Here is a 24,411-nt window from a genome sequence, read left to right as displayed (position 1 = left end):
GGGCGCACCTTCGCTTGCGGCGGCCCAAGGCGATCGCGGGCGGATCGCTTACACGCCGACACACATCGGCGGGCACCGCAAGCAGCCCCACAATCCGGCTCAACGCGGACATCCTGCCAAGCCATGACATTCCTCGTCGACGAAGAAATCACGTTCCGGAAACTGGAGATCCTGCTGGCCTTCATGGAAACCGGCAATCTCGCGCGGACTGCCGAAAAGCTCGACATCAGCACGGTGAGCGTGCATCGCGCCCTGCACTCGCTGGAAACGGGCGCTCGCTGCGCGCTGTTCCGGCTCGAGGGGCGCAACCTGCTCCCCACGGACGCGGCGAGGACGCTGGCCGACGTGGCGCGCGAGGTGGTGCGCACGATGTCCGAAGGCGTCCGCGCCACGCGCGAAGTGGCGGGCTACTCGGCCGACCGCATCCGCATCGGCTCGCTCTATTCGCTGACCAGCCGCACGGTACCGAAGGTGATCATGGGCATGAAGCTGCGCAAGCCCGACCTGCACACCGAGCTCGTGCTCGGCTCCAATGCCGACCTGCTGCAGAAGCTGCGCGACGGCGCGGTCGACGCGGTGCTGATGGCAATCCCCGACGACGCGCAGGACGTCGAATCCGAGCCGCTCTTCGAGGACGACATCTTCTTCGCCGCGCCCACAGGTTCGCGCTATGCGGAGATGGCCGAAGTCGATCTGGGCGCCTGCCGGCACGAGCGCTTCGTGAGCCTGTCCGAAGGCTTCGTGACCTACAGCGGCTTCATGGAATCGTTCCGCATCGCGGACTTCACGCCCGACGTGGTGATGCGCACCGGCGACATCTTCTCGCTGATGAACCTCGTGAGCGGCGGGGTCGGTTACACGCTGCTGCCGGGCCGCGTGCGCGGGGCCCTGCCGCAGAACGTGCGGCTGGTGCCGCTGCAGCCGAAGTACCTGGTGCGCCAGACGATCGCCGTGAACTTCCTGCGCACGCGCGAGCGCGACCCCAATCTGCTGGCGCTGCTGGCGCTGTGCCGCAGTTCGAAGGCCGAACTCGCCTGACCCGAGGCCCGAGGGTTAACCCGCGACCGTTTCACGCACCGTAAGCATCCCCGCACCCCGTTAATTGATCGTGCGGGGGGCCGCCGATACCGTACGTCCCCAGAGCGCCACGCATTCCGCGCGGCACACAAAAGGAGACGCCCATGATCATTTTCGGAACCGCCCTGCTGGCCGTGTGCCATCTGCTGGGCATCTTTCTCGGCGACCTGCTGGGGCAGGCGCTCGACGTGAAGACCAACGTCGGCGGCGTCGGCATCGCCATGCTGCTGCTCATCTTCGCGCGGCTCTACATGCAGAAGCGCGACATGCTGCCGAAGCTCACGGAACTCGGCGTGGAGTACTGGGGCGCGATGTACATCCCCGTCGTGGTTGCTATGGCGGCTCAGCAGGACATGGTGTCGGCGCTGCGCGGCGGCCCCGTCGCGGTGCTCTCGGCCATTGCCGCGGTCGCGATCTGCGCCTGCGTGATCGCGGCGATCAATCGCTCCGAACGGGCTCACGTGGAAGAGGAGAGCGCGCCACGACTGCACGACAACCCCCTGCTGACCGAAGCCGAGTAACCGAGTCCAGGAGTCACACCATGATCGAAATCCTCGAAAAAGCAGCCATCCACAACGGCCTCGTGACCGCCTTCGCGGTGGTCGGCCTGATCATCCTGGTCTCGGGCCAGATCTCGCGCCGGCTGACCTTCGGCCGCGTGCACGGCTCGGCCATCGCGATCGTGATCGGCCTGGCGCTCGCCTACTGGGGCGGCACGCAAACGGGCGGCCACAAGGGGCTGGCCGACATGTCGCTCTTCGGCGGCATCGGATTGATGGGCGGCGCGATGCTGCGCGATTTCGCGATCGTCGCGACCGCCTTCGAAGTGCAGGCCACCGAAGCGCGCAAGGCCGGGTTGATCGGCGTGGTGTCGCTGCTGCTGGGCACGGTGCTGCCCTTCATCGTCGGCGCGGCCATCGCGTGGAGCTTCGGCTACTCCGACGCGGTGAGCATGACCACCATCGGCGCGGGCGCCGTCACCTACATCGTCGGCCCGGTCACGGGCGCGGCCATCGGCGCGAGCCCGGACGTGATGGCGCTGAGCATCGCGACGGGCCTGGTCAAGGCCATCATCGTGATGGTGGGTACGCCGATCGCGGCGCGCTTCCTGGCGCTGAAGACACCGCGCTCCGCGATGGTGTTCGGCGGCCTCGCGGGGACCGTGAGCGGCGTCTCGGCCGGGCTCGCCGCGACCGATCGCAAGCTGGTGCCCTACGGCGCGCTGGTCGCCACTTTCCATACCGGCCTCGGCTGCCTGATGGGGCCGTCGGTGCTGTTTTTTGCCACCAAGGCATTGGTGGGCTGAGGAATCTCCATGGACCGAATGAACTGGAACACCAAGGCCGGGAACCGCGCGGCGCGTCTTTCGCGGGCGGCCAACGCGCTCGGGGCGGATCTCGCAGGCAAGCGCGTCGCGACCGAGGCCATCGGCAAGCTGCTCGAAGCGGTGCTGGAGCCGGGCGACCGGGTCTGCCTCGAAGGCAACAACCAGAAGCAGGCCGACTTCCTGGCGCGCGCGCTGGTGGAGGTCGATCCGGCGAAGGTGCATGGCCTGCACATGGTGCAGTCGGTGCTCGCGCTGCCGGAGCATCTCGACGTGTTCGAGAACGGCATCGCGGCGCGGCTGGACTTCAGCTTCTCGGGCCCGCAGGGCGCGCGCCTCGCAAAGCTGGTGTCGGGCGGGCGCATCGAGATCGGCGCGATCCACACCTACCTCGAACTGTTCGCGCGCTACTTCGTCGACCTCACGCCGCAGGTGGCACTGGTGGCCGCGCATGCGGCCGATGCAGAAGGGAATCTCTACACCGGCCCCAACACCGAGGACACGCCGGTCATCGCGGAGGCCACGGCCTTCTCGGGCGGCATCCTGATCGCGCAGGTCAACGAGCTGGTCGACGGCCAGACGACCACGCTGCCGCGCGTGGACATCCCGGCCGACTGGGTCTCCTTCGTCGTCAAGGCGCCGCGCCCCAACTTCATCGAGCCGCTCTTCACACGCGACCCCGCGCAGATCAGCGAGATCCAGGTGCTGATGGCGATGATGGCCATCAAGGGCATCTATGCGGAGTACGGCGTGCAGCGCCTGAACCACGGCATCGGCTTCGACACCGCGGCGATCGAGCTGCTTCTGCCGACCTATGCCGAGTCGCTCGGCCTCAAGGGCAAGATCTGCAGGCACTGGGCGCTGAACCCGCATCCGGCGCTGATCCCCGCCATCGAGGCCGGCTGGGTCGAGTCGGTGCATTCCTTCGGCTCGGAGCTGGGCATGGAGGACTACATCCGCGCGCGCTCCGATGTCTTCTTCACGGGCCCCGACGGCAGCCTGCGCAGCAACCGCGCGCTGTGCCAGGCGGCGGGCCACTATGCGTGCGACCTGTTCATCGGCTCCACGCTGCAGATCGATCTCGACGGCAACAGCTCGACCGCGACGCTCGGCCGCATCGCCGGCTTCGGCGGCGCGCCCAACATGGGTGCCGATGCGCGCGGGCGCCGCCATGCCAGCCCCGCATGGCTCAAGGCGGGACGCGAGGCGCGCAGCGGACGCGGCGGCGCGGCCGGCACGCCGCGCGGGCAGAAGCTGGTGGTGCAGATGGTCGAGACCTTCCGCGAGCACATGCAGCCGGCGTTCGTCGACCGGCTCGATGCGTGGACGCTGCAGGAGCAGGCCGGCATGGACCTGCCGCCGATCATGATCTACGGCGACGACGTCACGCACATCCTCACCGAGGAAGGCATCGCCAACCTGCTGCTGTGCCGCACCGATGCGGAGCGCGAGCAGGCGATCCGCGGCGTGGCCGGCTACACCGCCATCGGCCTGGGACGCGACCGGCGCGCGGTCGAGAACCTGCGCGATCGCGGCGTGATCCGCCGGCCGGAAGACCTCGGCATCGATCCGCGCGAGGCCACGCGCAACCTGCTGGCGGCGCGGAGCATGCGCGATCTCGTGCGTGCATCGGGTGGCTTGTATCAGCCCCCGAAAAGATTCAGAAACTGGTGATCGGAGAACGACCATGACCATTCCCGCAGGGCTCGAAGCCCTCGATTTCTCCTTCACCGGCACCCGGCCGGCCGGTGCCTTCGCGCCGGTGCTGGTCGGCGTCGTCGGCTCGGGCAACCTGGAGGTGCTGCTCGAAGCGGCCGGCGGGGACGCATGCAGCGTCCGCGTCGAGACCTCGGCGCGCGGCTTCGGCCCGATCTGGGAAGCCGTGCTCGGCGACTTCCACGAGCGGCATCCGCTGGCCGGCGTGCGCGTCTCGATCAACGACATGGGTGCGACACCCGCCGTCGTCAGCCTGCGGCTCGACCAGGCCGTGGCCGAACTGCCGCATGCGGCGCAAGGAGGACGGCCATGATCAGCTATGCCGAATGCTCGGCGCGCGAACGTCTCGCGCAGGTGCTCGATGCGGGCAGCTTCCATGAATGGCTGCCGCCGGCCGAGCGGCTCACCAGTCGGCATCTCGCGCAGCTCGGCGTGCCTTCGTCGTTCGACGACGGCGTGGCGATCGGGCGCGCGACGCTCGGCGGCGTGGATGTGTTCGTCGCCGCGCAGGAAGGCGCCTTCATGGGCGGCGGCGTCGGCGAGGTGCACGGCGCCAAGCTGGTCGGGCTGTTGCGCCGCGCGCTGCGCGACCGGCCGGCCGCCGTGCTGCTGCTGGCCGAATCGGGCGGCGTGCGCCTGCACGAAGCCAACGCAGGACTGATCGCGGTGTCGGAGGTCATGCGCGCCGTGCTCGACGTGCGCTCGGCCGGCGTGCCCGTGATCACGCTGATCGGCGGCGTCAACGGCTGCTTCGGCGGCATGGGGATCGTCGCGCGCTGCACCGACCATATCGTGATGAGCGATGTCGGGCGGCTCGCGATGTCCGGCCCGGAGGTGATCGAGGCCTCGCACGGCGTGGAGGAGTTCGACTCGCGCGACCGCGCGCTGGTGTGGCGCACCACCGGCGGCAAGCATCGCTGGCTGACCGGCGATTGCGACGTGCTCGTCGAGGACGACGTGGCCGCGTTCAGGCAGGCCGCGCTCGACGCGATCGGCGCGGCAAAGCCGGTGACGCTCGACGCGCTGGAACGCGAACACGCCCTGCTGAGTGCGCGCCAGCGCATGCTGCCGCCCGCGGACGAAGGCGGCGACGACGCGATCGCGCTGTGGACTCGCCTGGGCATCCCCGGCGCCGAGCGCGTGCCCGAGATGGATGTGACCGCGGTGCGCGCGCTGCGACCCGAATGAGGAGCGAGACGATGGACTGGAACCTTCTTGCCACCCGGCTTTTCGGCGCCGACCATGGCATTGCCGCGGATGGCGACTTCCTGCACGGCACCGCGCGCTTCGACGGACGGCCGATCACCGTGGTCGGCACCACCAACCATGCGCCCATCGGCGTGCGGGTAGCGCTGGCGCAGGCGCGCGTGGTGCTCGACACCGTCGCGCAGCATCCCGAGCGGCCGATCCTGCTGCTCATCGACACGCAGGGCCAGCAACTGCGCCGGCGCGACGAACTGCTCGGCATCAACCGCGCGATGGCGCACCTGGGCGCCAGCATCGATCTTGCGCGGCGGCGCGGCCATCGCGTGATCGGGCTGGTGTACGACCAGGCGCTCTCGGGCGGCTTCATCACGTCGGGCCTGATCGCGGATGCCTGCCATGCGCTGCCCGAAGCCGAGATCCGCGTGATGCGCATCCCCGCCATGGCGCGCGTCACCAAGCTGCCGGAAGAGATGCTCACCACGCTGTCGCAGTCGAATCCCGTGTTCGCGCCCGGTGTCGCGAACTACGTCGCGATGGGCGGCGTGCGTTCGCTCTGGGACGGAGACATGCCCGCCGCCCTGCGCGCCGCCCTGCGCGCCGCCCTGGCGGACACGCCGACGGACGACCGGCGCGCCATCGACGGCGCCGAGCGCGGCGGCCGCCGGCTGGCGGCCGCCGTTGCGCAACGCGTTCTCGACGCCGCCTGAGGCTCGCCATGATGCCGCTGCGCCGCCACCGGCTGGCCTTTCTCTCGGACACGGGCTGGGCCGACGTTCGCGCCCGTGCGTGGGACGCGCAGGCGCAGGCCTGCATCGAGCACTGGGCCGCGCACCGCCTGCCGCTGGTCGTCACGCGCCAGCCGCAGGCCGATGCGAGCGAAGGCCCGATCGCGCTCGGCCTGCCGGCGCCACTGCAGTGGGACCGGCGCCGCCTCGCGATCCACGTGCCCCGCAGCGCGCTGGCCTGGTTCGATGAATTCCCGCGCGCGGAAGATGCCGCGGGTCTGCTGCCGCGCATTCCGCGCGCTGCCTGGCGCGCGCTGGTGCGGCAGCTCGCGGGCTGCGATGCCTCGGCGCGCATCTACGGCGCCTATGGCTGGCAATTGCTGACCGGCCTCCCCTGCATCCGCGAAAGCTCCGACATCGACGTGTGGATCGGCGTGCGCGACGCCGAGCAGGCCGACGCCGTTGCCCACCACCTCGATGCCTTCGCGCCCCGCCATCCGCGGCTCGATGGCGAACTGGTCTTCGAGGACGGCACGGCGGTCGCGTGGCGCGAATGGCAGGCATGGCGAACCGGCCGTGCGCGCCACCTGCTCGTGAAGCGCCTGGACGGCGCCTCGATGGCGGATGCGCCCTTCGTGCGGCGGCATGCCCCAGCGCTGGAGATGGCGGCATGACCGCGCTTGCGATCTCGCGCGACGCGCATCGTTCGACGCACCTCACCGCTGGCGACATCGGCCGCGCCGCGACGCTCGCATTGCACGACGAACTCGAACTCGCGCCCAAGCCGGGGCTGGTGTCGTTCATCGACAGCGGCAGCCATTCCGACATGGACGCGCACACCTTCATGCGCAGCCTGTTCGCATTGCGTCACTACTTCGTGCAGATCGCGGCATTGGGCGAAGCGCATGTGCCGTTCGGGGCGCTGGAGGGCTGCGGCGTCGCGGCCGAACGGCGGATGCTCGCTGCGACCGGCGGCATCAACACGCATCGCGGTGCGATCTTCACGCTCGGCCTGCTTTGCGCGTCGGCGGGTGCGCTCGCGCGCGAAGGACAAGCGCTGTCGCCCAACGCGTTGCGCCGCGCGCTGGGTCGGCATTGGGGCGAGGCGCTCCACGCGCGCAGCCGCCGCACGTCGATGTTGCCCGGTGGCATTGCCGCGCGCCGATACGGCCTGCGCAGCGCCTCGGAAGAAGCGGCACTCGGATTCCCGGTGCTGTTCGACATCGCCGTGCCCGCACTTGCCGCGGCGACCCGGCGTGGGCTGGACTCGCAACGTGCGCGCCTGGACACGCTGTTCGCGGTCATGGCGTCGCTCGACGACAGCAACCTCGCGCATCGCGGCGGCCTCGCGGGCCTGCAGCACGCGCGAAGCACCGCGCGCGACTATCTCGAAGGCGGCGGCGCGGCGGCCGACGAACACCTAGAAGCCGCATGGGCCATCCATCGCGATCTCGTGGCGCGCCGCCTGTCGCCCGGCGGCGCGGCCGACACGCTCGCGGCTGCCTGCTTCATGCGGCGCGTCTGCGCACGGTTGGCATGAGCGCCGCCCGGCCGTCCGAAAGCGCTCGCACCGCAGTACGAAGCACGGAGCTTGCCCCATGAGCTACGCGCTGATCTTCTCGGGCCAGGGCATGCAGCATCCCGCCATGCTGCCGTGGCTGGCCGATGGCGAGCTGCTGCAGGGTGTGCAACGCCAGCTGGGCCTCGATTGGCGAGAGCGCCTGCGGAATCCGGATTGGGCGGGTCGCAATGCGCACGCGCAGTTGCTGTTGACCGGCCTGGGCCTCGCCGCATGGACGGCATTGGCCCCGCACCTTCCCGCGCCCGAAGTCGTCGCGGGCTACAGCGTCGGCGAGGTGGCGGCCTTCGCCGCCGCCGGCGTCTACGACGCGCCGACCGCCATCGATCTGGTGCGGCATCGCGCCGAACTCATGGACCGCGATGCGGAGCGCTGCGCCTGCGGCCTCGTCGCGGTGAGCGGCCTCGGCGCCGCGCCCGTCGAAGCGTTGTGCGCCGAATTCGGTCTCGCATTGGCCATTCGCAACGATGCGGTCAGCGTCGTGCTTGGCGGCCCCAAGACCGCGCTCGCACCGGCGGCCGAGTCGGCGCGGAGCCTCGGCGCTCACGTGACCGGACTCAACGTCAACGTCGCATCGCACACCGCGTGGATGAATGAAGCGGCGCGCGCTTTCGAGGCCTTGCTCGCCGCGCGTTCATTCGGATCGCCGCGCTCCCCTTTGCTGAGCAACGTCGCCGGCCGCGTGCGCAATGCCGACGAGGCCAGGACAGCTCTCGCGCGCCAGATCGACCACACCGTGCGCTGGGACGAATGCATGGAAGGCATCGCATCCCGGCGCGTGCGCTGCGTGCTCGAAATCGGCCCCGGGCAGGCGCTGGCGCGCATGTGGAACGATCGGCACGCCGACATCCCCGCGAGGTCCGCGGATGAATTCCGCAGCCTCAAGGGCGTGGTCGGCTGGATCGATCAACACGCGACCTGACCGAGTTGCACCGGATTTCTGTGGATAACGTTGTGAGTTGTACGAGGACGCCCGTGCCCGGAGGCAGGATCCACGCGGCTTGGCGCTGCATTGCCTCCAAATTGGGCACCCCGCAGACTATTTCGATTCGCCGCCCGCCGCTGGCGCCGGCGCATGCGTCGAATCCCCGCCGTGCTTCTCGCCCGACATGTCGACACTGCCGCCGGCCTTCATCAACACGAACATCACGATGGCCGCAAACACGATGAAGCCGACGATGAGTTTCCACATGCTCTGAATCTCCTCAATACCTTCTCGATCAAAAGAAAAGGCCCCGCGCCGTGGGCGGCACGAGGCCTTCGATCCAGCCAACCGGGAAATACCGCGGAACCGGCTTGGCCGGGCCGCTGGTATTGCCCCCTGCAAGGGGGCTGAGGGCCGCGGCTCCGGGCCTGCCTGCGCAGGCCTGGACGTGCCCGAAGAGCAGCCGCCTCTGGCGGCCGCCCGTCGGTCGCTACACGAAGTGAGCGAGGCTGGGGGTGTGCCTAATCATTCGCGTAGATGTCCACGTCCTTGGTCTCGCGAATGAAGATCGTGCCGACCACCAGCGTCATCGCAGCGATCACGATCGGATACCACAGGCCGTTGTACATGTTGCCGGTGCTGGCCACGATCGCGAACGCGGTGGTGGGCAGCAGGCCGCCGAACCAGCCGTTGCCGACGTGGTAGGGCAGGCTCATCGAGGTGTAGCGGATGCGGGTCGGGAACATCTCGACCAGCATCGCGGCGATCGGACCGTAGACCATCGTCACCAGCAGCACCAGCCAGAACAGCAGGGCCACCGTCAGGCCCTTGTTCATCTTGGCGGGATCGGCCTTGCTGGGATAGCCGGCGGCCTTGAGCTTCTCGGTCACGTTCTTCTTGAAGGTGGCGATCTCCTTGCTCGATGCTTCGTCGAACTTGTGGTTGACCACGTTGCCGACCGGCGAGGTGATCGCCACGTCGCCGATCTTCACCACGGCCGGCGAGCCGGCCGGCGCGTCGATGCGCTCATAGCTCACCGAGTTCTGGACCAGGAAGCGCTTGGCGATATCGCAGGAGCTGCGGAAGTCGATTTCGCGTGCCACCGGGTTGCCCTGGAACGAGCAGGAGGCCGGGTCGGCGGAGACCGTGACGCCCGCAGTGGCCTGGGCCTTGGCGAGGTCGGGGTTGGCGGCTTCGGTCAGCATCTTGAAGACCGGGAAGTAGGTCACCACCGCCAGCAGGCAGCCGGCCAGGATGATCGACTTGCGGCCGATCTTGTCGGAGAGCGTGCCCCACACCACGAAGAACGGCGTGCCGAGGAGCAGCGCGGCCGCGATCATCAGGTTGGCGGTGGTCGCATCGACCTTGAGCTGCTGCGTCAGGAAGAACAGCGCGTAGAACTGGCCCGAATACCAGACCACGGCCTGGCCGGCGGTGAGGCCGATGAGCGCCAGGATCACGATCTTGAGGTTCTTCCACTCGCCGAAGGACTCGGCGAGCGGCGCCTTCGAAGTCTTGCCCTCGGCCTTCATGCGCTGGAACGCCGGCGATTCGGACAGCGACAGGCGGATCCACACCGAGACGCCCAAGAGCAGGATCGAGACCAGGAACGGGATGCGCCATGCCCAATCGGCGAAGGCTGCTTCGCCGACGCCTTCGCGCACGCCGAGGATGACCAAGAGGCTCAGGAACAAGCCGAGCGTGGCGGTGGTCTGGATCCACGACGTGTACGCACCGCGCTTGCCGTGCGGCGAGTGCTCGGCCACGTAGGTGGCCGCACCGCCGTATTCGCCGCCGAGCGCGAGGCCCTGCAGCAGCCGCAATGCGATGAGGATCACCGGCGCCGCGACGCCGATGGTCGCGTAGCTGGGCAGCAGGCCGACGATGAAGGTCGACAGGCCCATGATCAGGATCGTGACCAGGAAGGTGTACTTGCGCCCGATCATGTCGCCGAGACGGCCGAACACGATGGCGCCGAAGGGACGGACGAGGAAGCCCGCCGCGAAGGCCAGCAGCGCGAAGATGAAGGCCGCACCGGCATCCAGGCCGCTGAAGAACTGCTTGGCGATGATCGCCGCGAGCGAACCGTAGAGGTAGAAGTCGTACCACTCGAAGACCGTACCGAGGGAAGAAGCGAAGATGACCTTCTTCTCCTCGGCGGTCATGGGACGGGGACCGCTGGTCGGCGCTCCCCGTGAATCTAGTGTGGCTGCCATGTCGTCTCCTTCTAGTGTTTCGCCCACGGCGTGGGACGTACTGCATTCTTGGAGAGCCGACTGACCCGTGGCTGTCGCCAAACTGAATCGTTGCTGACAGCTTAGGGTCTAACCCGCGGGTCGCTTTTCAGCCTGTAGAAAATGTCAAGAATTGTTGCGGCGCAGCGAAGGACGCTGGTCGGCCGTGGACCACTCGGCACTGTCGAACCAGTCGTCGCCGCTGAGGTACGCGCGCAGCATGCCGAGACCTTCGAAGCCCCAGAACTGGCGGCCGTCGACCTCGAAAGTGGGCACGCCGAAGATGCCGCGCGCGATGGCCTCGTCGGTGTTCTTCTTGAGTTGCGCCTTCACCTCGTCGCCGGCCGGATCGCGCACCTGGCGCAGTTGCGCAGCGAGCGCGGCAAGGCGGTCCTTGTCGCCCGGCTCGCCGCCGGTGCGCCAGATCTCGCGGAAGACGGTCTCGGTCACATGGCGATTGATGTCGCCGTCGGTCGATGTCGCCAGCGCGAGCCGAAGATGCGGCAACGGATTGAACGGATGCGTCGCCGGCATCTGCACCGGGATGTCGTGCTCGCGGCCTTGCCAGAGGACGTGCCGGTAGGTCCACGTGCGCTTGGGCGGAATCTCGGCCGGCCCGAGCTGCCCGTGGTGCTTGAGCAGCGCACTGAAAAGCAGCGGCCTGTACGCCACGCTGTAGGTCAGCCCTTCGAGCGCCTGCGGCAGATGCTCGAACGCGAGATAGGCGTAAGGCGAGATGAAGTCGAGATGGAAGGTGATGTGCTTCATGGCTTGTCTCCGGCGCTGGCCAGGAAGCCGGCCTGCGCGCGCAGTTCGATCGCGCGCCACACGCCGCGCTTGTCCGCATCGGACATGCGGCTCCATGCCGCGATCTCGTCGATGGTGCGCAGACAGCCTTCGCAGAAGCCGCTCTCCGGTTCGATCCGGCAGATCGAGATGCAGGGCGACGGTACGTCGCTCGCTGCAGCACGTGCGGCAATGGCGCGCTCGACGACGCTCACACCACATCCGCCACCGGCGCGCCGGTGAGGCCTTCGAGGTCCTGCGGACGCAGCCGCACCACCGCATGCGGATGGCCCGCGGCCGCCCAGATCTCGTCGAAGCGGAACAGGTCGCGGTCGATCAGCATCACGGGCTCGGTCGCATGGCCGAAGGGCGACACGCCGCCGATCGAAAAGCCGGTGCGCGACTTCACGAAGTCCGCATCGGCGCGGCCCAGCTTGCCCACGATGGCCTCGACCTTCTTCTCGTCCACGCGCCTGTCGCCGGAGGTCACCACCAGCACGGCGCTCTCGTCCGACTTGCGGCGGAACACGATGCTCTTGGCGATCTGGCCCAGTTCGATGCCCAGCGCATCGGCGGCCTGCTGCGCGGTGCGCGCGGCGTCGTCGAGCATGCGCGGCGAATGCGGATGGCCCTTGTCCTGCAGCACGCGCGCGACGCGCTGCACGCCCTCAGGCAATGAGGTCAGTTCGGCACCACACATCATGAAGCTCCCACGCTCGCCACATCGTGTGCTGCGCTGCCCCCCGAGGGGGCCTTCGCGTCTTGGGCCGGCCCGGCGACGCTCATGCCGCCCTCTTCGTGCGGATGGCCTTCGACGCGCGCGAATTCGGTTCGCGGCCCAGCGCCTCGCTGATGTAGGCGCCGGCATCGATCAGGCGGTCGAGATCGATCCCGGTCTCGATGCCCATGCCGTGCAGCATGTAGACCACGTCCTCGGTCGCGACGTTGCCGGTCGCGCCCTTGGCATAGGGGCAACCGCCCAGGCCAGCCACCGAGGACTGGAAATTCCACACGCCCATTTCCAGCGCGGCCAGCGTATTGGCGAGCGCCTGGCCATAGGTGTCGTGGAAATGGCCCGAGACGTCGTCGATGCCGAAGTGCGCGAGCGTGGCCTCGATGGCGCGCTGCACCTTGCGCGGCGTACCCACGCCGATCGTGTCGGCCACGTCCACGCGCTGCACGCCGATGCCCTTCATCAGCCGGGCGAGGTAGTCCACCTTGTCGGGGGAGATGTCGCCCTCGTAGGGACAGCCCACCGTGCAGCTCATCGCGCCCCGGACCTGGATCCCCTTGGCGCGTGCGGCTTCGGCGACAGGCGCGAAACGCTCGATGCTTTCGGCGATGGAGCAGTTGATGTTCTTCTGGCTGAAGGCCTCGCTCGCGGCGCCGAACACCACGATCTCGTCGGGCCATTCCTCGCGCGGCGCGGCGATCGCGGCCTCGAAGCCCTTCATGTTCGGCGTGAGCACCGAGTAGCGCACGCCCGGCTGGCGACGGATGCCGTGCATCACCTCCGCGTTGTCCGCCATCTGCGGAACCCACTTGGGAGAGACGAAGCTGGTGACTTCGATTTCCTTGAGGCCCGCGTCCTGCAGGCGATGCACGAGGCTGATCTTGACCTCCGCGGGAACCGGCTGCTTCTCGTTCTGCAGGCCATCGCGCGGGCCGACGTCGACGATCCTGACTTTGGTGGGGTACTTCATGGGGAGTTCTCCGTGAGCGGATCAGTATCCGCGTTGAGCGTCGACCACGCCGGCAATGGGTTCTCCACGCGCCATCGCGCGGATCTTGCCGGCGATCTGCGCGATCGACGCCTCGCGCATCGTCCGCGCCGAGCCGTGGGGCGTAACGTTGATCTTCGGGTGGTGCCAGAAAGGATGCCTGGCCGGCAGCGGCTCGACCTCGAACACATCGAGCGTCGCGCCCGCGAGTTGTCCGCTGTCCAGAAGCGGGATGAGGTCGGCTTCGACCAGATGCGCGCCCCGCGCGACGTTGATGACGTAGCCGCCCGGCTTGCCGCCGTCCAGCTTCGAAAGCGTCTCGCGGTTCATGATGCCGCGCGTGTCGGGCGTGAGCGGCAGCAGGTTGACCAGCACGCGGCTCGCGCCGAGGAAGGCATCGAAGTCCTTCTCGCCGGCATGACACCGCACGCCAGGCAGATCCTTGGGTGACCGGCTCCAGCCATGGACCGGGAACTCGAAGAGCTGCACCGCCTTCGCGACCCGCTCGCCGAGCACGCCCAGCCCCATGATCCCGACCGGGAAATCCTCGCGCTCGCGCGGCTTGCGAAAGCTCCAGCGGCCCGCGCGCGACTCGGCCTCGTAGGCGTCGAACTCGCGGAAGTGGCGGATCAGGTAATGGCAGACGTACTCGGCCATCTGCACCGCCATGCCGGCATCGTCGAGCCGCACGACGCGGGTCTGCGGCGGCACCTTGAGCTTGAGCAGCGCATCGACGCCCGCGCCGATGTTGAAGAGCCCCTTCAGGCTGGGTTGCTCATCCAGCATCTGCTGGGGCGGCGCCCAGACGACCGCGTGATCGGCCGGCGCTGCGCCCGGCTGCCAGGGTTCCACTTCGGCTTCAGGGAAGGCCGCCTTCAATCCAGCGACCCATGCATCGGGACGAAGGTCGGTCAGGCTGACGAGGATTCGCATTCGGGAAGTCATCCCCCGAGCTTAAGCCGCCAGCCGAAGCAGCTCCGCCCCCTCGGTGACCTGGTCGCCCGGCGCGAAAAGCAACTCCTCGACCGTCCCGTCCGCGGGCGCGGCGATGGTGTGCTCCATCTTCATCGCCTCCATCACCGCCAGCGCCTGGCCCCGGCTGACTTTGTCGCCCGCCTTGACCGCGAAGGACACCACCTTGCCCGGCATCGGGGCGGTGAGGCGGCCCCCTTCGGCGTGCGTGTCGCCCGCGTGCGCGAGGCGGTCGATCGCGGTGATCCGGGTCGCGCCATCGGCGGCGAAAACGTGCGCGGTCGACTGGTCCTCGTAGACGTTGAGCGTGTGGCGGTGGCCGTCGAACATCAGTTCGATTTCGCCCGTCGGGAAGCTGCCGATCTCCAGCGGGCCGGAAACATCCCCCACGCTGAGTGCGAGCGCGCCGCCATGCAGATAGCGCAGCTGGGCGCTCTTCGTCTCGCCGCGGAACTCGAACTCGAAGGGCCGCGCGGCGATGCCGTGCGACTGCCAGCCGTCGCGGCGGCTGAAGGGATCGGCGCTCGCCGTCGCGCGTTCGGCAAGAAGGGTCTTCGCGATCGATGCGGCCGCTGCGAGCGGAAGCCCCAGCGGCTCCTGGTCGAACAGCACCGCGCGCTCGCGCTCGATCAAGGCGGTGTCGAGCTTCGCCTGGGCGAACGAATCGGTGCGCAGGATGCCGCGCAGGAACTGCACATTGGTCGCCACGCCCACGATGTGAATCTGCGCCAGCGCCTGATCGAGCCGCGCGAGCGCCTCTTCGCGCGTTGCGCCGTGCACGATGAGCTTGGCGATCATCGAATCGTAGAAGGGCGAGATCACGCCGCCTTCGCGCACGCCGTCGTCGATGCGCACGCGGCTGCGCTGGAAGGCGGTGGCCTGCGGCTTGCGATAGACGTGCAGCGTGCCGGTGGCAGGCAGGAAGTTGTTGTCGGGATTCTCGGCGCAGATGCGCGCCTCGATCGCGTGGCCGTGGATCTGCAACTGCTCCTGCTTGAGCGGCAGCGGCTCGCCCGAGGCCACGCGCAACTGCCATTCGACGAGGTCCAGGCCGGTGATCGCCTCGGTCACGGGGTGCTCCACCTGCAGGCGCGTGTTCATCTCCATGAAGAAGAAGTTCATGCTGCCGTCGTCGCGCTGCTCGACGATGAATTCCACCGTGCCTGCCCCGACGTAGTTCACCGCGCGTGCGGCCGCAACGGCCGCTTCGCCCATCTGCCTGCGCATCGCCTCGGTCATGCCGGGCGCGGGCGCTTCCTCCAGTACCTTCTGATGGCGGCGCTGCACCGAGCAGTCGCGCTCGAACAGATAGACATAGTTGCCGTGCATGTCGCCGAAGACCTGGATCTCGATGTGGCGCGGGCGCTGTACGTACTTCTCGATCAGCACCGCGTCGTCGCCGAAGCTGTTGATCGCCTCCCGCTGGCACGAGGCGAGCGCGGCGGCGAAGTCGCCCTTCTTCTCGACGATGCGCATGCCCTTGCCGCCGCCGCCGGCGCTCGCCTTGATGAGCACGGGGTAGCCGATGCGGTCAGCTTCTCGCTGCAGCAGTTCAGGGTTCTGGTCGCTGCCGTGGTAGCCGGGCACCAGCGGCACATCGGCCTTTTCCATGAGTTGCTTGGATTCGGCCTTGAGGCCCATCGCCTTGATCGCCGAGGGCGGCGGGCCGATGAAGACCAGGCCCGCATCGGCGCAGGCCTGCGCGAATTCCTCGTTCTCGCTCAGGAAGCCGTAGCCCGGGTGTACCGCTTCGGCACCCTTCGCCTTGGCGGCTTCGAGGATCTTTTCCCAGCGCAGGTAGCTTTCCTTCGGCGCGCTGCCGCCGAGGTGGACCGATTCGTCGCAGGCGCGCACGTGGTTGGCGTGCGCGTCGGCATCGGAATACACCGCGACGGTGCGCACGGCCATGCGACGGGCGGTGGCAGCCACACGACAGGCGATCTCGCCGCGATTGGCGATCAGGATCTTCTTAAACATTCGATGAGTCTCCAGGGGGATTCTTCTTGAGCTGGAAGGCCGGCGTCACACCGGGATCGGGCCGCCCGCTGAAGATGCGGGCCACGCGGGCGAAGAGGGATCTGAGGAAGCGCCAGCTCTTGTGGATCAGCCACACGCTGAGCACGAGCACGGCGATGAAGAGGATGCCGAACACCAGCGGATGCGCGACCGCGAGCCAGAGCCCGGCCGGCACCATGCTGTCTTCGACGAGCGATGCGCCGACATTGGTGAAGGGTTCCGGCGAGGTGTTGATGGCCGCGCGCGTGGTCGCCTTGGCCGCATGCGCCGTGGCCGCGAAGCCGCCGCCCAGCAGCGCCGCGACGAGCGCCATCACCGCATGGTCGGCACCGAATACGCCCGCCGCCAGAGCGGCTCCGGCCGGGATGCGGATCACGGTGTGGACCATGTCCCACAGCGAATCGAGCCCGGGAATCTTGTCGGCGAAGAACTCGACGAACACCATGAAGCCGCTTGCGACCAGCACCACGGGATGTGCCAGCAACTGGAGGCCGCCCGGCAACTGAATCCAGCCCAGATAGCCGGCAAGGCCAGTGAGCAGCACCACCAGATACAACCGCACGCCGCTGGCCCAGCCCAATGCCGCGGCCAGCGCGAGCAATTGAGGCATGTCCAACGAGTCCACGATGCGTCCGTTCCGTCAGGCGAGCCAACCGGGCTTGCGCTTTTCGAGGAAGGACCGGACGCCTTCGCGGCCCTCTTCGCTCGCGCGGATGTCGGCGATGCCCTGCACCGTCTTCGCGATCAGCGCGTCGTCGATGTCCTGGCCGGCGACGTCGGCGATCAAGGTCTTGCAGGCGCGCACCGCGGCGGGACTCGCCCCGGTCAGTGCCTTCGCGATCTCGGCCACCTTGGCATCGAGCGCATCGGCGGCAACCACCTCGTGCACGAAGCCGATGCGATGCGCCTCCGCCGCGGAGAAGCGCTCCGCCGTCAGGAAATACCGTTGCGCCGCACGCGTGCCCATCGCGCGCAGCACGTAGGGGCTGATGGTCGCCGGGATCAGGCCGATCTTCACTTCGCTCAGGCAATACCACGCGGTGTCCACGCTGACCGCGATGTCGCACGCGGCCACCAGGCCCACGCCGCCCGCGTAGACATCGCCCTGCACGCACGCGATGGTGGGCTTGGGGCAGTCGGCGATGGTGCGCAGCATGGTCGCCAGCTTGCCTGCATCGGCGACGTTCTCGTCACGCGTGTAGTCGGCCATGCGCTTCATCCAGTTGAGGTTCGCGCCCGCGCAGAAGGCCGGCCCGTTCGCGCCAAGGACGATGGCCCTGACCTGCGGCGCCTCGCCCGCTTCGACGAACGCCTGCGTCAATTCGGCGATCACGACGTCGTCGAAGGCATTGCGCAGTTCGGGCCGGTTGAGCCAGATGCGCGCGACCGCGCCTTCGATGGACAGTTCGAGTGTGGTGAACGATGTGCTCATGTGGGGGAACGTGCCTCTTGTTGCAGGAGATAGACCCAATCGAGTTCCGGGCCCGGATGGACCATTGCCGTCAATGCGGCCGTGAGCTGGCCGCGGTGGTGGGTCGCATGGTTGAAGACATGGCCGAGCGCCGGCGCGAAGGGAATGCGCACCTGCTCGCCGTTGTTGCGCACATAGCTCAGGTCGCCGTCGAAGCGATCCGGCGTTAGCGTCGTGAGCCATGGGCTCCAGCGCGTCACCGCCTTGCCGAGCGCCTTGCAGACTTCGGCGCGGTCCTGGTGCAGTTCGGTGTCGAGCGGCACGCGCTGTGAGCGACCTTCGGCGAAGCGCGAGAACCAGATGTTGTCGGTCAAGAGAAGGTGGTTCACCGTGCGGTGCACCGAACGAAAGAACAGCCCGCAATCGCGGTGCCAGTCATCGTCCGACAGGCCGCGCAGATTCGTGTCGATCAGCTTTTGCGTGGCCCAGACGTGATAGCGCGCGAGGCTCGCGAAGTAGTTCGGCAGCGTCATGACGGACCTTTCAAAACACCCCCCAAGCCGCTTCGCGGCTCCCCCCTCTCTCGCCTTCGGCGGGAGGGGGGCGCACCCAGCGGCCCGGCAAAGCCGGTTCCGCGGGTGCCCTGGAATGGGCTGCGCCAGTTTCATGCGTCGTGGCTCGCATGGCAAACCTACATGCGGAAGACGCCGAACTTCGGCTCGGGGATCGGCGCGTTGCGCGCGGCGGCCAGCCCGAGCGCCAGCACGCGGCGCGTGTCGGCGGGGTCGATGATGCCGTCGTCCCACAGCCGCGCCGTGGCGTAGTAGGGATGGCCCTGCACCTCGTACTGCTGGCGGATCGGGGCCTTGAAGGCTTCTTCCTCGTCCGCGCTCCATTGGCCGCCCTTGGCCTCGATGCCGTCGCGCTTGACCGTGGCCAGCACGCTCGCGGCCTGCTCGCCGCCCATCACGCTGATGCGCGCGTTGGGCCACATCCAGAGGAAGCGCGGCGAGTACGCGCGGCCGCACATGCCGTAGTTGCCCGCGCCGAAGCTGCCGCCGATGATGATCGTGAACTTGGGCACGTTGGCCGTGGCCACCGCCGTCACCATCTTCGCGCCGTGGCGCGCGATGCCTTCGTTCTCGTACTTGCGGCCGACCATGAAGCCGGTGATGTTCTGCAGGAACACCAGCGGGATCTTGCGCTGGCAGCACAGCTCGATGAAGTGCGCGCCCTTCTGCGCCGATTCGGAGAACAGGATGCCGTTGTTGGCGACGATGCCCACCGGCATTCCCTCGATTTCGGCGAAGCCGCAAACCAGCGTGTTGCCGAAGCGGGCCTTGAACTCGTGGAACTCGCTGCCGTCGACGATGCGCGCGATGATCTCGCGCACGTCGAAGGGCTTGCGGGTGTCGACGGGGATCACGCCATACAACTCCTCCGCAGGATAGGAGGGGGCGCAAACCACAGAAGGACCGGGCGCTTGCGCCCGGTTTTCGCCCAGGTTCTTGACCGCCGTGCGCGCCAGCGCGAGTGCATGCAGGTCGTTCTGCGCGAGGTGATCGGCCACGCCCGACAGGCGCGTGTGCACGTCGCCCCCGCCGAGGTCTTCCGCCGTCACGACCTCGCCGGTCGCCGCCTTCACCAGCGGCGGGCCGCCCAGGAAGATGGTGCCCTGGTTCTTCACGATGATGCTTTCGTCGCTCATCGCCGGAACGTAGGCGCCGCCCGCGGTGCACGAGCCCATCACCACCGCGATCTGCGAGATGCCCTGCGCACTCATGTTGGCCTGGTTGTAGAAGATGCGGCCGAAGTGCTCGCGGTCCGGGAACACCTCGTCCTGGTTCGGCAGGTTCGCGCCGCCCGAATCGACGAGGTAGATGCACGGCAGGCGGTTCTGCTCGGCGATCTCCTGCGCGCGCAGGTGCTTCTTGACGGTCATCGGGTAGTAGGTGCCGCCCTTCACCGTCGCGTCGTTGCACACGATCATGCAGTCGACGCCGCTCACGCGGCCGATGCCCGCGATCAGGCCCGCACCGGGCGCCGCGCCGTGGTACATCGCATGCGCCGCCAGCGGCGCGATTTCGAGGAACGGCGTGCCGGGGTCGAGAAGCTGTGCTACACGGTCGCGAGGCAGCAGCTTGCCGCGCGCGGTGTGCTTGCTGCGCGCGGCCTCGCCGCCGCCCGCCTCGACCTTGGCGAACTGCTCGCGCAGGTCGTCGACCAGCGCGCGCATCGCGGTGGCATTGGCCTGGAATTCGGCCGAACGGGCGTTGAGTTGGGTCTCCAGCTTCATGCAGTTCTTTCTTCGTCGAGGCCGAGGCGCCCCTTCATCGCTTCGCGGATCTTGAATTTCTGGATCTTGCCGGTCACGGTCATCGGGAATTCGGTGACGAACTCGATGTAGCGCGGCACCTTGTAGTGCGCGATCTGGCCCTTGCAGAAGTCGCGGATCTCGTCGGCCGTCGCGGTCTGGCCCGGCTTGACGATGATCCAGGCGCAGAGCTCTTCGCCGTACTTCTTGTCGGGCAGGCCGACCACCTGCACGTCCTGCACCTTCGGGTGGCGGTAGAGGAATTCCTCGATCTCGCGCGGATAGATGTTCTCGCCGCCGCGGATCACGAGGTCCTTGATGCGGCCGACGATGTTGACGTAGCCCTCGTCGTCCATCGTCGCGAGGTCGCCGGTGTGCATCCAGCCGTCGGAGTCGATGGCTTCGCGGGTCTTCTCGGGGTCTTCCCAGTAGCCATGCATCACCGAATAGCCGCGGGTGCAGAACTCGCCGGACTGGCCGCGCGGGACGATGTCGCCGCTGGCCGGGTCGATGATCTTGATCTCCAGGTGCGGCTGCACCGTGCCGACCGTCGACACGCGCTTTTCGAGCGGCGTGTCGGTGGAGCTCTGGCAGCTCACCGGGCTGGTCTCGGTCATGCCGTAGGCGATGGTGATCTCGCGCAGGTGCATCTGCTCCACCACGCGCTTCATCACTTCGGTCGGGCACGGCGAGCCGGCCATGATGCCGGTGCGCAGCGTCGAAAGATCGAACTCCTTGAAGCGCGGATGGTCCAGCTCGGCGATGAACATGGTCGGCACGCCGTGCAAGCCGGTGCACTTCTCGGCCTGCACCGTCTGCAGCACCGTGATCGGATCGAAGCCGTCGTTCGGGTAGACGATGGTGCTGCCGTGCGTGAGGCACGCGAGGTTGCCGAGCACCATGCCGAAGCAGTGGTAGAGCGGCACCGGGATGCAGAGGCGATCCTCCGGCGTGAGCTTCATGCACTCGCCGATGAAGAAGCCGTTGTTGAGGATGTTGCGATGCGTGAGCGTCGCGCCCTTCGGAAAGCCCGTGGTGCCGCTGGTGAACTGGATGTTGATCGGGTCCGTCGCCCGCAGCGTCTTCGACGTGGCGGCGACTTTCGCATCGTCGGCCGAGCCGCTTTCGAGCAGCGCAGAGAAGCGCATCAGCCCCGGCAGCTCGCCGCTGTCGGCCGGTGTGTCGATCCACGCCACGGTGCGCAGGTGGGGCAGCCGCGCGGCCTGCAGCTCGCCGGGCTGCGCGGTTGCGAGTTCGGGCGCCAGCTCGCGCAGCATCCCGACGTAGTCGCTGGTCTTGAAGCTCTTCATCGTCACCAGCGCCTTGCACGCGACCTTGTTGAGCGCGTATTCGAGCTCCGAGGTGCGGTAGGCCGGGTTGATGTTGACCAGGATGATCCCGGCCTTCGCGGTCGCAAGCTGCATCAGCACCCATGGCACGTTGTTGTGCGACCAGATGCCGACGCGGTCGCCGGGCCGAAGTCCGAGCTTGAAGAGCGCGCTGGCGAGCCGGTTCGATTCGCGCTGCAGTTCAAGGTAGCTCAGGCGCTTCTTCTCGTGCGCGCTGACCAGCGCATCGCGGTCGCCTTGCCGCGCGGCCATGTCGTCGAAGAAATCGCCGATCGTCTGCTCGATCAGCGGCACGTCGGTGGCGCCTTGAGCGATGCTGGGCTTCGTGGTCATGGCGCCTCCTCAGGCGGTCTCGCTGAACAGTTCGCGGCCGATCAGCATGCGGCGGATTTCGCTGGTGCCCGCGCCGATCTCGTAGAGCTTGGCATCGCGCCACAGGCGCTCGACCGGGAAGTCCTTGGTGTAGCCCACGCCGCCGAGCGCCTGGATCGCCTCGCCGGCCATCCACGTCGCTTTCTCGGCCGAGTAAAGGATCGCTCCGGCCGCATCCTTGCGGAAGGTGCGCGCATGGTCGTTGCGGTCGCAGGCCTTGCCGACCGCGTACACGTAGGCGCGGGTGGCCTGCCAGGTCGAATACATGTCGGCCACCTTGCCCTGCATCAGCTGGAACTCGCCGATGCTCTGGCCGAACTGCTTGCGCTCGTGAATGAAGGGCAGCACCGTGTCCATGCACGCGGCCATGATGCCCAACGGGCCACCCGAGAGCACCGCGCGTTCGTAATCGAGGCCGCTCATCAGCACCTTGGCGCCCATGCCTTCGCCGCCGAGCACGTTTTCTTCCGGCACTTCGCAGTTGTCGAAGAAGAGCGGGAAGGTGTTCGATCCGCGCATGCCGAGCTTGTCGAGCTTGGTGCCGGCCGAGAAGCCCTTGAAGCCCTTCTCGACGATGAAGGCGGTCATGCCGCGCGCGCCCATCTCGGGCTCGGTCTTGGCGTAGATCACCAGCGTGTCGGCGTCGCCGCCGTTGGTGATCCACATCTTGCCGCCGTTGAGCACGTAGCGGTCGCCCTTCTTCTCGGCGCGCAGCTTCATGCTGACCACGTCGGAGCCGGCGTTGGGCTCGCTCATCGCCAGGGCGCCGACGTGTTCGCCGCTCACCAGCTTGGGCAGGTATTTCTTCTTCTGCGCCTCGCTGCCGTTGCGGTGGATCTGGTTCACGCACAGGTTGGAGTGCGCGCCGTACGAGAGGCCGACCGACGCCGAGGCGCGCGAGACTTCCTCCATCGCCACGATGTGCGCGAGGTAGCCGAGCTCGGTGCCGCCGTATTCCTCGCTCACGGTCATGCCGTGCAGGCCGAGGTCGCCGAGCTTCTTCCACAGGTCGTGCGGGAACAGGTTGTCGCGGTCGATGGCGGCCGCGCGCGGCGCGATTTCCTCGGCGGCGAAGTGCTGGATGGCATCGCGCAGCGAATCGATGGTGTCGCCCAGGTCGAAGTTCAGGCCGGGATCGTGCATAGGGTTGTCTCCTGTGGGGTCGGCGGCGCGCGACAAGTCACGCGCGGAAAAGTTGCAGCTTACGCCGTGTGCCGTTGCAATTGGCGCCACAATGGTTGCAAATCGCGCCACTCTCTGACGCCCGCTCATGTCCTCGTCCCCCCTCCGCAGCAGCCGCCGCGCGGCCACGCCGATGGCCTTCGTCAAAGCCATCACGCTGGGCTATGAGCGCTACGGCATGGACCCGTCGGCCGCCTTGGCGGAGGCACAGATCGCGCCGCATGAGGTGGAAAACCCCGACGCCCGGGTGACGGCGGCGCAGTTCGAGGTGCTGTCGGGCTTCGCGATGCAGGAGCTCGACGACGAGGCGCTCGGCTGGTTCTCGCGCCGCCTGCCCTGGGGCACCTACGGGATGCTCTGCCGCGCATCGCTCGGCGCGCCCGACCTCGGCGTGGCGATCAAGCGCTGGTGCCGCCACCACCGCCTGCTCACGGACGACATCGCGCTCGACCTGTCGACGGCCGGCGGCACGGCGACCGTGGCGATCACCGAACGCCGCGACCTCGGCCCGTTCCGCGAGTTCTGCCTGGTCACCAGCCTCCGGTTCCTGCACGGCTACGCCAGCTGGGCGATCGATTCGCGCGTGTCGCTGAGCGCGGCCGCCTTCCCCTACGCGCCGCCGCGCCACCGCGACGCCTATCCGCTGATGTTCGGCGGCGAACTGCGCTTCGGCGTCGAGCGCGCCAGCTACAGCTTCGACGAGCGTTACCTCGCGATGCCCCTGCTGCGAGACGAGCGCGCGCTGCGGACGATGCTCCGGCGCGCCCTGCCGCTGACGGTGCTGCAATACCGGCGCGACCGGCTGCTGGGCCAGCGCGTGCGCGAACTGCTGCGCACCCGGGGCCCGGAGGCCGGCAACGCCGAATCGATCGCGGCGCTGCTGAACCTCTCCAGCCGCACCCTGCACCGCCAGTTGCAGGAAGAAGGCATCTCGCTCCAGGCGCTGAAGGACGAGGTGCGCCACGAACTCGCCGCCGAACAACTCCGCCGCACCGAACGGCCGATCAAGCAGATCGCGCTGGCGGTGGGTTTTCGCAACGAAAAGAGCTTTTCGCGGGCGTTCCGTGCCTGGAGCGGGCTGACGCCCGGGGCGTTCAGGCAGCGGGGACTGCTCCAGCGCAGCGCCGTTTGAGCGAACTTCTCCTACACGCCAAGTCCGGCTTTCCTCAGTTAATCCGTGAACAATTCCGCGACGGAAGCGCTCCAGGAGTGCCTCCGAGCCCGGCAGCTCATCAGTACGGCCCTAGTATTACGAAATGCAACAAATTCCCGACACCGACAGCAGCGATTTCGCCGATCTGATGGATTTCATCGCCACGTCGGGACGCACGCGCAACGGGGCTTTCGTGAACGAGAACGCCGACCAACTGGTCATGAACATGTGGGCGGGCCGTGCGCAGGCCATGACCCAGTCGCTGGTCGCCGTGGCCAAGGCCGCCTCCGCGCTCGGCAACCGCTGATACTTTTCCCCTCCCGGGCGGTCCTGCTCCCGCCCGCGCGTC

General features: G+C 68.0%; 26 protein-coding genes. 12 read left to right on the top strand and 14 right to left on the bottom strand.

Translation table 11 applies throughout. From position 1 onward, the window contains the following. Positions 1 to 123 precede the first annotated feature (123 nt). The 10 genes from WKW77_RS20640 to WKW77_RS20595 all read left to right on the top strand — a co-directional run bounded on the left by WKW77_RS20640 (position 124) and on the right by WKW77_RS20595 (position 8,549). Entirely contained in the window at positions 124 to 1,038 is a 915-nt protein-coding gene (locus WKW77_RS20640; RefSeq protein WP_340358751.1) for a LysR family transcriptional regulator, read from the top strand. Between the two features lie 143 nt (positions 1,039 to 1,181). Continuing rightward, a complete protein-coding gene (gene madL / locus WKW77_RS20635) occupies positions 1,182 to 1,598 on the top strand; it encodes a malonate transporter subunit MadL (protein WP_340358750.1) in 417 nt (138 codons plus the stop codon). 20 nt (positions 1,599 to 1,618) lie between these two features. Beyond that, positions 1,619 to 2,383, top strand: a complete 765-nt coding sequence (madM, locus tag WKW77_RS20630) for a malonate transporter subunit MadM (RefSeq protein ID WP_340358749.1) — start codon at positions 1,619 to 1,621, stop codon at positions 2,381 to 2,383. Between the two features lie 9 nt (positions 2,384 to 2,392). Continuing rightward, positions 2,393 to 4,075, top strand: a complete 1,683-nt coding sequence (gene mdcA / locus WKW77_RS20625) for a malonate decarboxylase subunit alpha (protein ID WP_340358748.1) — start codon at positions 2,393 to 2,395, stop codon at positions 4,073 to 4,075. Between the two features lie 13 nt (positions 4,076 to 4,088). Continuing rightward, on the top strand, positions 4,089 to 4,430 hold the full coding sequence (gene mdcC, locus WKW77_RS20620) for a malonate decarboxylase acyl carrier protein (RefSeq protein ID WP_340358747.1): 342 nt from the start codon (positions 4,089 to 4,091) through the stop codon (positions 4,428 to 4,430). Then, positions 4,427 to 5,305: a biotin-independent malonate decarboxylase subunit beta gene (locus tag WKW77_RS20615; protein WP_340358746.1), complete on the top strand. Its 879-nt coding sequence runs from the start codon at positions 4,427 to 4,429 to the stop codon at positions 5,303 to 5,305. Before mdcC ends, WKW77_RS20615 begins: the two co-directional genes overlap by 4 nt. An 11-nt stretch (positions 5,306 to 5,316) precedes the next feature. Then, complete coding sequence (gene mdcE / locus WKW77_RS20610; protein WP_340358745.1) at positions 5,317 to 6,030, top strand: biotin-independent malonate decarboxylase subunit gamma; 714 nt, start codon at positions 5,317 to 5,319, stop codon at positions 6,028 to 6,030. Between the two features lie 8 nt (positions 6,031 to 6,038). Then, on the top strand, positions 6,039 to 6,722 hold the full coding sequence (gene mdcG, locus WKW77_RS20605) for a malonate decarboxylase holo-[acyl-carrier-protein] synthase (RefSeq protein ID WP_340358744.1): 684 nt from the start codon (positions 6,039 to 6,041) through the stop codon (positions 6,720 to 6,722). Then, positions 6,719 to 7,588 (top strand): triphosphoribosyl-dephospho-CoA synthase MdcB, encoded by an 870-nt coding sequence (gene mdcB / locus WKW77_RS20600; RefSeq protein WP_340358743.1) that lies wholly within the window; start codon positions 6,719 to 6,721, stop codon positions 7,586 to 7,588. The genes mdcG and mdcB overlap by 4 nt, the downstream gene beginning before the upstream one ends. Positions 7,589 to 7,646: 58 nt before the next feature. After that, on the top strand, positions 7,647 to 8,549 hold the full coding sequence (locus WKW77_RS20595) for an acyltransferase domain-containing protein (RefSeq protein ID WP_340358742.1): 903 nt from the start codon (positions 7,647 to 7,649) through the stop codon (positions 8,547 to 8,549). Between the two features lie 117 nt (positions 8,550 to 8,666). Here the strand turns inward: WKW77_RS20595 and WKW77_RS20590 are convergent, their stop codons facing one another. The 14 genes from WKW77_RS20590 to WKW77_RS20525 all read right to left on the bottom strand — a co-directional run bounded on the left by WKW77_RS20590 (position 8,667) and on the right by WKW77_RS20525 (position 22,870). Further along, a complete protein-coding gene (locus tag WKW77_RS20590) occupies positions 8,667 to 8,819 on the bottom strand; it encodes a hypothetical protein (protein WP_340358741.1) in 153 nt (50 codons plus the stop codon). Positions 8,820 to 9,073: 254 nt separating this feature from the next. Next, positions 9,074 to 10,768, bottom strand: a complete 1,695-nt coding sequence (locus WKW77_RS20585) for an MFS transporter (protein ID WP_340358740.1) — start codon at positions 10,766 to 10,768, stop codon at positions 9,074 to 9,076. Positions 10,769 to 10,912: 144 nt separating this feature from the next. Continuing rightward, a complete protein-coding gene (locus WKW77_RS20580; RefSeq protein ID WP_340358739.1) occupies positions 10,913 to 11,554 on the bottom strand; it encodes a 2-hydroxychromene-2-carboxylate isomerase in 642 nt (213 codons plus the stop codon). Further along, positions 11,551 to 11,787, bottom strand: a complete 237-nt coding sequence (locus WKW77_RS20575; RefSeq protein WP_340358738.1) for a DUF1289 domain-containing protein — start codon at positions 11,785 to 11,787, stop codon at positions 11,551 to 11,553. The genes WKW77_RS20580 and WKW77_RS20575 overlap by 4 nt, the downstream gene beginning before the upstream one ends. Continuing rightward, positions 11,784 to 12,272 (bottom strand): YbaK/EbsC family protein, encoded by a 489-nt coding sequence (locus tag WKW77_RS20570; RefSeq protein WP_340358925.1) that lies wholly within the window; start codon positions 12,270 to 12,272, stop codon positions 11,784 to 11,786. The genes WKW77_RS20575 and WKW77_RS20570 overlap by 4 nt, the downstream gene beginning before the upstream one ends. 82 nt (positions 12,273 to 12,354) lie before the next feature. Beyond that, positions 12,355 to 13,275, bottom strand: coding sequence for a hydroxymethylglutaryl-CoA lyase (locus WKW77_RS20565; RefSeq protein WP_340358737.1), 921 nt, complete (start codon positions 13,273 to 13,275; stop codon positions 12,355 to 12,357). Positions 13,276 to 13,296: 21 nt separating this feature from the next. Further along, positions 13,297 to 14,226, bottom strand: coding sequence for a 2-hydroxyacid dehydrogenase (locus tag WKW77_RS20560; protein ID WP_340358736.1), 930 nt, complete (start codon positions 14,224 to 14,226; stop codon positions 13,297 to 13,299). Positions 14,227 to 14,247: 21 nt separating this feature from the next. Continuing rightward, positions 14,248 to 16,242: an acetyl-CoA carboxylase biotin carboxylase subunit gene (locus tag WKW77_RS20555; RefSeq protein WP_340358735.1), complete on the bottom strand. Its 1,995-nt coding sequence runs from the start codon at positions 16,240 to 16,242 to the stop codon at positions 14,248 to 14,250. After that, on the bottom strand, positions 16,235 to 16,906 hold the full coding sequence (locus WKW77_RS20550) for a DUF4126 domain-containing protein (RefSeq protein ID WP_340358734.1): 672 nt from the start codon (positions 16,904 to 16,906) through the stop codon (positions 16,235 to 16,237). Before WKW77_RS20550 ends, WKW77_RS20555 begins: the two co-directional genes overlap by 8 nt. Positions 16,907 to 16,921: 15 nt before the next feature. Next, positions 16,922 to 17,713, bottom strand: a complete 792-nt coding sequence (locus WKW77_RS20545; protein WP_340358733.1) for an enoyl-CoA hydratase/isomerase family protein — start codon at positions 17,711 to 17,713, stop codon at positions 16,922 to 16,924. Then, positions 17,710 to 18,225: a DinB family protein gene (locus tag WKW77_RS20540; RefSeq protein WP_340358732.1), complete on the bottom strand. Its 516-nt coding sequence runs from the start codon at positions 18,223 to 18,225 to the stop codon at positions 17,710 to 17,712. Before WKW77_RS20540 ends, WKW77_RS20545 begins: the two co-directional genes overlap by 4 nt. 158 nt (positions 18,226 to 18,383) lie before the next feature. Then, positions 18,384 to 19,988: a carboxyl transferase domain-containing protein gene (locus WKW77_RS20535; protein ID WP_340358731.1), complete on the bottom strand. Its 1,605-nt coding sequence runs from the start codon at positions 19,986 to 19,988 to the stop codon at positions 18,384 to 18,386. Continuing rightward, positions 19,985 to 21,688 carry an AMP-binding protein gene (locus tag WKW77_RS20530; RefSeq protein ID WP_340358730.1) on the bottom strand — a complete coding sequence of 568 codons (1,704 nt, stop codon included), beginning with the start codon at positions 21,686 to 21,688 and terminating at the stop codon, positions 19,985 to 19,987. Before WKW77_RS20530 ends, WKW77_RS20535 begins: the two co-directional genes overlap by 4 nt. Positions 21,689 to 21,697: 9 nt before the next feature. Then, positions 21,698 to 22,870 carry an isovaleryl-CoA dehydrogenase gene (locus WKW77_RS20525; protein WP_340358729.1) on the bottom strand — a complete coding sequence of 391 codons (1,173 nt, stop codon included), beginning with the start codon at positions 22,868 to 22,870 and terminating at the stop codon, positions 21,698 to 21,700. A gap of 127 nt (positions 22,871 to 22,997) precedes the next feature. Here WKW77_RS20525 and WKW77_RS20520 point away from each other — a divergent pair, with 127 nt between their 5' ends. Continuing rightward, positions 22,998 to 24,041, top strand: coding sequence for an AraC family transcriptional regulator (locus tag WKW77_RS20520; protein WP_340358728.1), 1,044 nt, complete (start codon positions 22,998 to 23,000; stop codon positions 24,039 to 24,041). Positions 24,042 to 24,165: 124 nt separating this feature from the next. Continuing rightward, on the top strand, positions 24,166 to 24,369 hold the full coding sequence (locus WKW77_RS20515; RefSeq protein ID WP_340358727.1) for a hypothetical protein: 204 nt from the start codon (positions 24,166 to 24,168) through the stop codon (positions 24,367 to 24,369). Positions 24,370 to 24,411: the final 42 nt, after the last annotated feature.

This window comes from Variovorax ureilyticus (assembly GCF_037889935.1).
Taxonomy (GTDB): domain Bacteria; phylum Pseudomonadota; class Gammaproteobacteria; order Burkholderiales; family Burkholderiaceae_C; genus Variovorax; species Variovorax ureilyticus.
The sequence above is the reverse complement of the archived record's forward strand: the minus strand, read 5'-3'. Positions and strand labels throughout refer to the sequence as shown.